Annotated in this window: 16 protein-coding genes and 1 pseudogene; 13 read left to right on the top strand and 4 right to left on the bottom strand. The window is 55.0% G+C overall.

From position 1 onward, the window contains the following. From HPY90_RS13960 to HPY90_RS13970, 3 genes are all read left to right on the top strand, one after another. The coding region (locus HPY90_RS13960) for a copper amine oxidase N-terminal domain-containing protein (RefSeq protein WP_287195384.1) at window positions 1–322 on the top strand (322 nt) is incomplete at its 5' end. Window positions 323–502: 180 nt separating this feature from the next. Continuing rightward, the gene (locus tag HPY90_RS13965; RefSeq protein ID WP_287195386.1) at window positions 503–793 is read left to right on the top strand and encodes a hypothetical protein; all 291 of its coding nucleotides are present in this window, start codon (window positions 503–505) and stop codon (window positions 791–793) included. Window positions 794–1,286: 493 nt separating this feature from the next. Continuing rightward, window positions 1,287–1,499, top strand: coding sequence for a hypothetical protein (locus tag HPY90_RS13970; protein WP_287195388.1), 213 nt, complete (start codon window positions 1,287–1,289; stop codon window positions 1,497–1,499). Between the two features lie 21 nt (window positions 1,500–1,520). On the opposite strand, the gene HPY90_RS13975 is transcribed toward HPY90_RS13970, so the two are convergent. After that, complete coding sequence (locus HPY90_RS13975) at window positions 1,521–2,486, bottom strand: copper amine oxidase N-terminal domain-containing protein (protein WP_287195411.1); 966 nt, start codon at window positions 2,484–2,486, stop codon at window positions 1,521–1,523. Window positions 2,487–2,668: 182 nt separating this feature from the next. Between HPY90_RS13975 and HPY90_RS16375 the strand changes: the two are divergent. Then, window positions 2,669–2,797: pseudogene (locus HPY90_RS16375) on the top strand (transposase); the annotation flags it as partial. Between the two features lie 133 nt (window positions 2,798–2,930). Here the strand turns inward: HPY90_RS16375 and HPY90_RS13985 are convergent. The 3 genes from HPY90_RS13985 to HPY90_RS13995 form a co-directional block, all read right to left on the bottom strand. Then, window positions 2,931–3,074 (bottom strand): hypothetical protein, encoded by a 144-nt coding sequence (locus HPY90_RS13985; protein ID WP_287195389.1) that lies wholly within the window; start codon window positions 3,072–3,074, stop codon window positions 2,931–2,933. Then, entirely contained in the window at window positions 3,074–3,385 is a 312-nt protein-coding gene (locus HPY90_RS13990) for a nucleotidyltransferase family protein (RefSeq protein ID WP_287195391.1), read from the bottom strand. Before HPY90_RS13990 ends, HPY90_RS13985 begins: the two co-directional genes overlap by 1 nt. 435 nt (window positions 3,386–3,820) lie before the next feature. Next, window positions 3,821–4,102 carry a hypothetical protein gene (locus tag HPY90_RS13995; RefSeq protein ID WP_287195393.1) on the bottom strand — a complete coding sequence of 94 codons (282 nt, stop codon included), beginning with the start codon at window positions 4,100–4,102 and terminating at the stop codon, window positions 3,821–3,823. Window positions 4,103–4,724: 622 nt separating this feature from the next. Between HPY90_RS13995 and HPY90_RS14000 the strand changes: the two genes are divergently transcribed. The 9 genes from HPY90_RS14000 to HPY90_RS14040 all read left to right on the top strand — a co-directional run. After that, on the top strand, window positions 4,725–5,009 hold the full coding sequence (locus HPY90_RS14000) for a recombinase family protein (protein ID WP_287195395.1): 285 nt from the start codon (window positions 4,725–4,727) through the stop codon (window positions 5,007–5,009). A gap of 11 nt (window positions 5,010–5,020) precedes the next feature. Further along, a complete protein-coding gene (locus tag HPY90_RS14005) occupies window positions 5,021–5,200 on the top strand; it encodes a hypothetical protein (protein ID WP_287195397.1) in 180 nt (59 codons plus the stop codon). After that, complete coding sequence (locus tag HPY90_RS14010; RefSeq protein WP_287195398.1) at window positions 5,175–5,531, top strand: SSO2105 N-terminal domain-containing protein; 357 nt, start codon at window positions 5,175–5,177, stop codon at window positions 5,529–5,531. The genes HPY90_RS14005 and HPY90_RS14010 overlap by 26 nt, the downstream gene beginning before the upstream one ends. Beyond that, on the top strand, window positions 5,528–5,824 hold the full coding sequence (locus tag HPY90_RS14015) for a host-nuclease inhibitor Gam family protein (protein WP_287195400.1): 297 nt from the start codon (window positions 5,528–5,530) through the stop codon (window positions 5,822–5,824). The genes HPY90_RS14010 and HPY90_RS14015 overlap by 4 nt, the downstream gene beginning before the upstream one ends. A 74-nt stretch (window positions 5,825–5,898) precedes the next feature. Continuing rightward, the gene (locus tag HPY90_RS14020) at window positions 5,899–6,306 is read left to right on the top strand and encodes a nucleotidyltransferase family protein (RefSeq protein ID WP_287195402.1); all 408 of its coding nucleotides are present in this window, start codon (window positions 5,899–5,901) and stop codon (window positions 6,304–6,306) included. After that, window positions 6,269–6,769: a ribonuclease toxin HepT-like protein gene (locus HPY90_RS14025; RefSeq protein WP_287195404.1), complete on the top strand. Its 501-nt coding sequence runs from the start codon at window positions 6,269–6,271 to the stop codon at window positions 6,767–6,769. The genes HPY90_RS14020 and HPY90_RS14025 overlap by 38 nt, the downstream gene beginning before the upstream one ends. A gap of 411 nt (window positions 6,770–7,180) precedes the next feature. Next, complete coding sequence (locus HPY90_RS14030) at window positions 7,181–7,498, top strand: hypothetical protein (protein WP_287195405.1); 318 nt, start codon at window positions 7,181–7,183, stop codon at window positions 7,496–7,498. Then, window positions 7,473–7,715, top strand: a complete 243-nt coding sequence (locus HPY90_RS14035; protein WP_287195407.1) for a hypothetical protein — start codon at window positions 7,473–7,475, stop codon at window positions 7,713–7,715. The genes HPY90_RS14030 and HPY90_RS14035 overlap by 26 nt, the downstream gene beginning before the upstream one ends. A 227-nt stretch (window positions 7,716–7,942) precedes the next feature. After that, a partial coding sequence (locus HPY90_RS14040) for a Fur family transcriptional regulator (protein ID WP_287195409.1) occupies window positions 7,943–8,275 on the top strand: 333 nt, incomplete at its 3' end.

Here is an 8,275-nt window from a genome sequence, read left to right on the forward strand (position 1 = left end):
GCGGGGGGAAGACCTCCAGGTGCCGGGCTTCCTCAAGCCGCCCGGCGTTACCATGGTGCCTTTGCGGGGCATCTTCGAGTGTTTGGGAGCAGAAGTCGGATGGAATCAGGCGAGTCAGGAGATCGTGATTGCTCTGGGCGAGCGCAGCGTTGTGCTTCGCTGCGGAAGCAGGATCGCCTTCGCCGCGGGAAAGAAAGTCGAACTCCCCCTCCCGCCGGAGATCCGGGGCGGAAAGACCTTTGTTCCCCTCAGGTTTGTGGTGGAGAGCCTGGGGTTGAAGGTTGCGTGGGACGAGGCGGCGCAGCGGGTGGATTTATATTAGTTGCGCCCCCGGCAGGATTTTTTGAGAAGGGTGTCGGCCTGAGGATATCGGCCTGCTTGAAAGGAGAATTTTTGGATTTCTCCAGGTAAGGGCAAAGGCTACGGGAGACGGTACTTTTATGCTTTTCTCAAGCAGGCAGGGATCCTGCCCAGCATTCCTTATCCTAAGCCCCGCAAGACGATGCGCAGGAAGAAGCTCGAAGCCGGCTTTGTTTACGATGAAAAAGAGGACGTTTACTACTGTCCGCAGGGAAAGAAAATGTACTGCATGGGCAAATCTTCCGATGGCACCGCCCTTTACCGGGTCGGCCGCCATGCCTGCCGGGGATGTGCTTACCACGGGACACTCTGTAAAGCAAAACGGCCTTCAATAAAGACCAGTTACAACGATGAACTCATGAAATGGGTCAATGGCCACCTGGCAACCAGTCATGCAAAACAGAGCTTGATCCAGAGAAGCATCGGCAGGTAGTATACGAGGTCACTGTAACCAATACAGGAAAAAAGGGGATAAGAGTTTTATTTTAGCTGAGCCGGTTCTCGACTCTTCTTTCAAACAATTTATCATCAATGAGTCCTTCGGTCTTCCCGGTTACGTGCCCCCTGGTCAAACGATCACTCTGGATAGAATCTTTTACTTGGCTGAAGGTGATCCGTCAGAGATCGAAAGATTGGCTCACAAAACCAAGTTTCGGATCATCTGGGAGGAAGGCGGCAAAAAGTGGGAGAAGGTCGTTAATGTTACTCCCGAGAGATAGAGGGGAAAGATACTGACAGGTGGTAGGCCACTGCTTAACAGGAACAACCTTTGCGGTCTGCACCGAAAATCACCTCCACAAAAAGCAAAAGGCCCGGATTTCATCCGGGCCCCGGCGCGGGAAAGGAGGAGGAAAAACCGCACCGAAAACAAGGGTGGGTACACGCGTACCCACCCGGCTTTAGTCCTAAATGATGAGAAAATTTAGGTGATTTATATGCATTTTCAAGGGACTTTTTTGGCTGACTTTTTCAGCAGAATCTACTTAAAAACTTTAGGTAATTGCATTATTGCATATAATATCCACCCTGCGCCAGCTAATTCAACGGTTATTTTCTTAAAAGAATTGGGTACTGGTAAAAACTTAATAGCTAATACTATTACCATCGTAGGTATGAACATCCAAAAAATAAGCCAATAGATAAGTTTATTAGCCATTTGATTAAAAATGGAACCCGAGCGCCTCGGCGACGGGGATGACGGGGGCGTAGAAGGCCAGCCAGTACTTCTTGCCCATGATGGCCCCATCCGGCACGACGAGGCAGCTCGAGGCGTTGTAGAGGGCCGGGTAGCGCTTCCTCACTTCCTCAAACATGCTCCTCGTGAGGGCCGCCACGCACGGCGTCCCGAGGTCGAGGGTGCAGACGCTCTCCTCCTTGAGCCGCTCCCTCCGGGCGAGGAGGGCGTCGAACTCGGGGTCGCGGTTCTTGGCGTACCACTCCATGAACCTCTTCCCGGCGGGCCTGTAGGCCGTGGGGCAGTCATCCTCGGGTCCAAGGCCATCGCCCTGAGCGCCAGGTCCCTCACTCCAGAACCAGGGGTTGTACTTTTTCCAGAAGATTTCCTTCGCTTTCTCCTCGATCTTCTCGTCGAGCTCCCTCATCTCCGGCGTGTAGGCGTGGACCTCCGCGTACCTCGACCCGACCCTGCACACGACGTACAGGGCCCTCGGCTCGAAGCCCCAGTTGTCCGGCGGGTCCTTCGCCCCCTCGGGCGGCTGCAGAGACCCGGACTTCGTCGCCTCCCAGTCGACCTTCACCGGGTAGACGTAGACCGACTTCGACCACTGGTCCCACCCGACGCCGCGCCCGAACGCCTCGGCGACGTAGCGGGCGGGGAGGAAGACGCGGTTGCTTCTCAGCACCGGGGCGACGTCCATCTGCACCGGGCTGCCGTTGCGCCGCAGCACCCGCTCGCGCACGCGCAGGGTCACCGCGACCCCCCTGTTCTCGAGCCGCACGGTCTGACCCGCGCCGTCCCAGGAGACGCCGTTCTCAGGGACCCCTATGGCGTAAGCCAGGAACCGCACCGGGACGAACGTCCGGCCGTTCTCGATGAACGGGGCGGCGTCCATCTCGAAAGTCCTTTCACCGATGGAGTACGACCTGCTCCCCACGACGAACTTCACAACCGGCTTCGCTTCCGGTGTCTGCTCAACCGGCTGAAAGTTTGTCTGTATAGACCTCAGTGCACCACTGCGGAGAAGGCGGGTCGAACCATCAAACGGCATGTAGAGGCGCAGGTCTTTGAATACGTTGACCGGCTGCTCAAGCGCCCTGAAGCGCGGGAGGCGGCGATCTGGCGTCGCACCGCGGACCTGAGACCATATTTGGGGAAGCCAAAGAACACCACGGGCTCAGAAGGGCTAAGTTTAGAGGTCTTGAGCACGTTAGAGAACAGTGCCTGCTGACGGCCACAGCACAGAATATAAAGCGCATGGTCAGGGTGTTGACCAGGAGAAAGCCTCCCAAGGTAAGGGAGGGGGTAATACTTATCCGAGTCCCGAAAGCCGTGCGATTTAAAACTGAACCAGGTTCTTCTTTGGTTCACCCAAGTCCGATAGGGTCATATTTCAATTTGGGTTTTCCAATTGCTGTAATCTCCAGAGGAAAGAGTGGTCTTTTTCAACAGCCCCTTCAGGACGGGGTAGTTGACCGAGGTTTTTCGTTTCCCTGTCTATCGCAGCTTTGAGCACCAGAAACTTCCGCTTGTTCATCAGAGCTCAACCCCCTCTGCGCGGACTTTTTCTCGCAGAGAAGGAAAGGCGTCCTCCTCACAAACCACCGTGCATTCAAAGGGCATGGCTATTTCTTCTACCTCGACGAGCATCCGCCAGTAGTTGCCGGTAAAGCCAACCGCCATAATGTCGATGTCCGAGCGTTCATGAAAAGTTCCCCAGGCCAGCGACCCGTAAAGATATACCTCCTTTACGCCCCACTTCTTTTTGAGATGGTCAGCCACCGCTTTTGCCTTTGCCCGCGCTTTTTCCTTTAAAAGCCTACGTTGCTCTTCTTCCAACCGGCGCAATCTATTCAGCCAGGAATTCCTTCGAGGGTTCCCACGCTTCGGTCCCTGAAATGTGCCCAGAATCTTTAGACATTAAGAATCGCCTCCTCGCGGGACTTTCTATATAGAATATACCTGATATTTCCATGAAAATGAAGCAAAACGCTCTCAAAAAAGCTCTCCACCTCTTGCACGGCTCCTCCCAGAAGAGGGCGAATATCTAGCACCATTGTCGTTCGAGACTTCACAGGCCGTTGAACTGACCGGAAGCCCCTGCACGCGCCAGTTCTTGACCCAGTTCGCTTCCGTCCGCCATAACCGACCAGGTCACAGATGTTCCTGCAGGCAGGTAGTGGTAGTGCGTACCCACTCTTGTTTTTGGCGCGGTTTTTCTTCCTCTTCCCCGTGCCGGGCCCGGACAAAACCCGGGCTTTTTGCTTTTTGTGGAGGCGGTTTTCATCTGCGCACTTCTTTTTTCCGGTTTAGCGCAAACAGCAGTGCCTGGCCCACGAGATCGGCGAATTCCTCTGCCGGACCGAACAGGTCGGCAGCGTTGCCTTCCAAATCGTAGACCCGCAGCTGGCACCCCCGGGCGCTGGCCGCGATCAACAGCTGCCAGCCCCGCGCCAGCATTTCGGCGATCATTTCCTCTGTGTCCGGCTGCTGGATGCTGTTGGGTTTCGGCTGGGAGGCAAAACCTGCTTCTGCCAAGAGACGTACAGTTTCTGGTTTGAGCATTCTTCTTCCCCTCCCCTCGTTAAAGTAATCCTTGAGAACGCAGCTGCTCCTGTCCAGGTTTACCTGGGGCGTTTTGCTCCGCCTTTCGAGAGAAACTTGTAGGCGTGCGGCTGTCCTGTTCGGGCACAGGAAAGCCGGTCAAGGCGTCTGTTGCTTTCGTTTTAGGATGCCCCGCCGAGAAGTCTCTGGCCCTCAGGCCGGAGCAGTCGACGGCGGGTTTTTGTGGCAGTTTCGCCGCGGGTCCTGCGCCTGAAGGTGCAGGGCTTGGGTTGGCGGGCCCAGGGGTAGCCCGCGCGTCGAGCTCAGAGCAACGAGCTGGAAGGTCCTCCTTTCTCAAGGATAGCGGATTTGGAGTGCAGCGACAACGCTGTTGCCTGTGAAGAAAAACGGAGGTTTGCAGCAGCTACAATTCAACTATAACCATACTTGACCAAACATCACTATTTTGTTATTACGAAAATATGGAACTGTTATCCATCAGACAGGCAGCTAAAAATTAGGCGTTCATCCCAACCGTCTCCGGGCCTGGGAAAAGCAAGGCTTAATCAAGCCGGTAAGACTGCCCAGCGGCCAGAGAAGATATCCGATAGATGAAATCAACCGCGTTTTGGGAACTGGAGGGGTGAAAGCAGGGCCAGAAGCGGTTGTGCTTTATGCCCGGGTATCGACAAAGAAACAGGCCGACGCAGGCAACCTGGACCGGCAAATGGAACGGCTGCGGCAGTACGCCCGGGAAAACGGTTTCACTATCAGGGCAGAATTCATGGACGTGGCCTCCGGCCTGAACCAGAAGCGCCGCGGCCTGTTAAATGTCATCAAGCTGGCCGAACGGGGAGAATTCAAAAACTCATCGAATACCCCGACCGGTTGGCCCGGTTTGGCTATGCATACATCGAGCGGCACCTGAGGTACTGCGGCGTGGGAGTAATCGCCATCGCACCAAAAGAGCCGGAAGATGTTCAAACCGAGTTGGTCAGGGACCTGCTGGCCATAGTGACATCTTTCTCGGCCCGCCTCTACGGCGCAAGAGGCGGCAGGAAAATCCGGCAGGGTTTCCGGGAGCTGATAAGAAATGCTGAAAAAGAACAAGAAGGATAAGTTCAGCGTGACGGTGTGCGGAGAGTCCTTCCCCGAGTCCTACCCCGCCTTCCGTTTCCCAAGGTGGTCCCGCGGGAACGAGGACCCGCTTGAGACCGAGATGCGCCTCTTCTGCACCTGCGAGCGCTGGACCTTCAACCGGCTCCTCAAAGGCTGGTCGAAGGACGACGTCAAGAAGCAGGGCCAGGAACTTTTCGGGCTGAACTTTCGCTATGCAGACGATGCCTGGCTCAAAGCCCAAGCGACTTTGGGTTTCCAAAAAGAGAACTCGAGATTGAGGAAGTGGAGAAGAAGCTGGGCCGCGCCCGGAAGAAGCTCGGCCAGGCCATGAAAAAGCTCGCAAAGGCGCAAGATGGCACCGCGCCCGGGGCCCTGGTTGCCGGGTGGAAAAATTCAGTATCACGCTCAGCAGCCGGAGTTAGGAGAGGCAAGGAAAAACTGCTTGCCTGGCTGAAGGAGCGGGGGATGACGGATTTCATCGAAGTAACAGAGAACCCGCTCTGGGGAGAGCTTAAAAAGCGCGTGCAGGTAGCAGGTTCGTATGTTGTCACGGCTGACGGAGAAATCGTTGAGGGCGTGGAAGTCGTTCAAAGGCCACCTGTTTTCAAGGTTGCTACCGATTAGGTTGTTGTATCAGTAGAGGTAGGTTACAATAAGTAAAGGATGGAGCCTTTTCAAAAAGGAGGGTGGGGAAGGAAATGGAAGTAGTGCAAGGGTTTTCATTAGAGGAACTTGAGCAAGTCCGGCGTTACTTGGCAGAAAGAGAGGAAGAGCAACGGCGGGCACGAAAGAAGGAGCGCCGAAAGGTAATTACCGAGGTCCGGAAGGTTCTGAAAGATGTAGCCCCGAAGTACGGAATAACCAAAGCCTACCTCTACGGTTCCTTTCTTACTGGAAATCAACGCTTCTATTCTGATGTTGACCTGGCAGTTGAGGGAAAGTTTTCTTTTTCCGATCTGCTTCGGGCCCAGGCTGAACTCGATAGAAAACTCAGCCACCGACCAGACCTCCGGGAACTAAAGTGCCTTCCTTTTCAGGATAGAATCCGGAAGGAGGGGTTGGTAGTTTATGTCAACAAAGATCAAGTACCTTCTGGGATTGCTTGAAGATCTCGTAGGCAAGCAAGATGCATTGCACAGAAGGTTTGTCCGGAGCTGGGAACGCTACGAGGAAACCGGAGAGCACAGTTTTTTGGTAGAAACCGCTTTCTATCTCAACCAGCTGTACACCGGTTACGAAAGGATTTTTACTGAAGTCGCGAAAACATTTGGAGAAGACGTGGACAGCATGCACTGGCACCGCGAGCTTCTGGAAAGAATGAAGATTTCCATTGCAGGCGTGAGGCCAGCAGTGGTAAAGGAGGAAACAGCCCGCTGTCTGGATGAACTAAGAAGTTTTCGTCACTTTTTCCGGCACGCCTACGATGTGGATCTGGACCCCGAAAAAGTCGGTTTTGTAGTCAAGAAAGCTTTCCGCCTCAGGGAGCTTTGGGCAGAGGACTGCCTGGCCTTCAGAAAGTTTCTTGCGGGGCTTCTTGAGCGTAATCGGCCGCGTTTTCCCTCTGATTAGCCTTCAAGAAAGCTTAAGTTAAGGCGAGTGAGGAGCGATAAGTATTGGACGCAAATTATGTAAATTACGAAAAGCTGCGGAAAATCGACTGGAAGAGATGCTCTTTTATAAGAACAGGAACCTCTTCAACATGGAGGAGGACCTGCGCTGGTTTGACTGCCGGCGCTATTCCTCGACCCAGCGGACGGACGTGCGGCTGGGCGGGCTGGTGGGGACATGCAGAGGGAAGCGGTTAAGACAATTGAGCGGCTGTATGAGTAGAGCAAAGCAATCGGTTAGCCAAACGGTTAGCAGGTTTCTTGAAAGCCTTGCCGCAAGGTTTTTAAGGCATCGTAAAATTTCAGCAGGAAATTTGATCTTTTATGGAGAAGCACCAATTCGAGTGAATAAATCCAGCAAGGAGTGGTGGGAATGGACATCCGCGAAGAAAGGGCTGCCATGGACGAAAGGCGTCTCGCCTCGCTGGAGACGCTGAGCGCCATTGTCAAGTGGCTCAAGGAGACGAAGCCTTCGGAAATTTTTTACGTCGAGGGGGAAGGGAAGGGGAAGACCCCTGCCCCGAGCATGAGCGACGAACACTTGCGGGTGATCTGGCAGCGCTGGGTCGCCAAGGCGAGCGACGTCCTGGAGCGGAGCGCGATCATCCCGGACCTGCTCCTCTCCGACATCGAAAGGTTGTTCAAGGGGAAAGACAGGGACGGCAATGCCTCCGCTGCGGGAACACCTTAGGGCCGCCAGGAAGCTCCTGGGCTATTCCGATCCGCTGGTGCACCGGCTCCTGGACCGGGCCGTGGAGCGCCTGGGGTCGCGCCACCGCTTTGTCTTCCACAACCAGGAATACATCAAATTCATCGGACAGATGCTGGGGAGGGAGGCCGCCCTGGAGGCTACCCTGCACCTGCTGCAGGACTGGGGCCTGGTGGAACCGTCCGACTACCGTTTTTAGGGAGCCCGGTTGTGCCCGCAGGTTGCAGCCAGGGATCGGGTTGTGCCTGCAGGTTGCGGCCAGGGTGCGGCCCGGCCGGAGGAGAGGGCATGAAGACTGCTGAGGTGCAGGGCCGTTAAGGCTGGCCTGGATCCATAATGCACTTTGACCTGTTGACGCAGGTCTTTTTTTATTTAATAATTTAGAGTGGATAGGAATAATTCTGATCTAGGAGGAATACTTATTTAATGGCCGGGAAGCTAATGCATGAGGTGTTTATGCGTTTGAAGAAGTTGGGGGTCAGGTTGACCCCCCAGCGCCAGGAGGTCCTGCGGGTCCTGCTGGAGGGGGCGCTCAAAAAAAGGGGGCAGCCTTTAAGCGCCGAGGAAATCCTGCATCAAGTGCGGCAGCGCTACCCGGGAATCAGTTTTGATACAGTTTACCGGACGCTTGCAACTTTTAGAAAGCTGGGTCTGGTGCATGAAGTCCTCTTTCGGGACGGCTGCCGGCGCTTTGAACTCAACCTCCGCGGTGAGCACTACCACCACCTGGTCTGCCTGAAGTGCGGCCGCGCCCGGGAA

Source organism: Syntrophothermus sp., from assembly GCF_013314835.1.
Lineage (GTDB): Bacteria > Bacillota > Syntrophomonadia > Syntrophomonadales > Syntrophothermaceae > Syntrophothermus > Syntrophothermus lipocalidus.

Excerpts from the sequence above, each read along its gene's own strand:
- HPY90_RS13965 (WP_287195386.1), top strand. The coding sequence starts at position 503 with ATGCGCAGGAAGAAGCTCGAAGCCGGCTTTGTTTACGATGAAAAAGAG.
- HPY90_RS13985 (WP_287195389.1), bottom strand. The coding sequence starts at position 3,074 with ATGAACAAGCGGAAGTTTCTGGTGCTCAAAGCTGCGATAGACAGGGAA.
- HPY90_RS13995 (WP_287195393.1), bottom strand. The coding sequence starts at position 4,102 with ATGCTCAAACCAGAAACTGTACGTCTCTTGGCAGAAGCAGGTTTTGCC.
- HPY90_RS14010 (WP_287195398.1), top strand. The coding sequence starts at position 5,175 with ATGCTGAAAAAGAACAAGAAGGATAAGTTCAGCGTGACGGTGTGCGGA.
- HPY90_RS14015 (WP_287195400.1), top strand. The coding sequence starts at position 5,528 with ATGAAAAAGCTCGCAAAGGCGCAAGATGGCACCGCGCCCGGGGCCCTG.
- HPY90_RS14020 (WP_287195402.1), top strand. The coding sequence starts at position 5,899 with ATGGAAGTAGTGCAAGGGTTTTCATTAGAGGAACTTGAGCAAGTCCGG.
- HPY90_RS14025 (WP_287195404.1), top strand. The coding sequence starts at position 6,269 with ATGTCAACAAAGATCAAGTACCTTCTGGGATTGCTTGAAGATCTCGTA.
- HPY90_RS14030 (WP_287195405.1), top strand. The coding sequence starts at position 7,181 with ATGGACATCCGCGAAGAAAGGGCTGCCATGGACGAAAGGCGTCTCGCC.
- HPY90_RS14035 (WP_287195407.1), top strand. The coding sequence starts at position 7,473 with ATGCCTCCGCTGCGGGAACACCTTAGGGCCGCCAGGAAGCTCCTGGGC.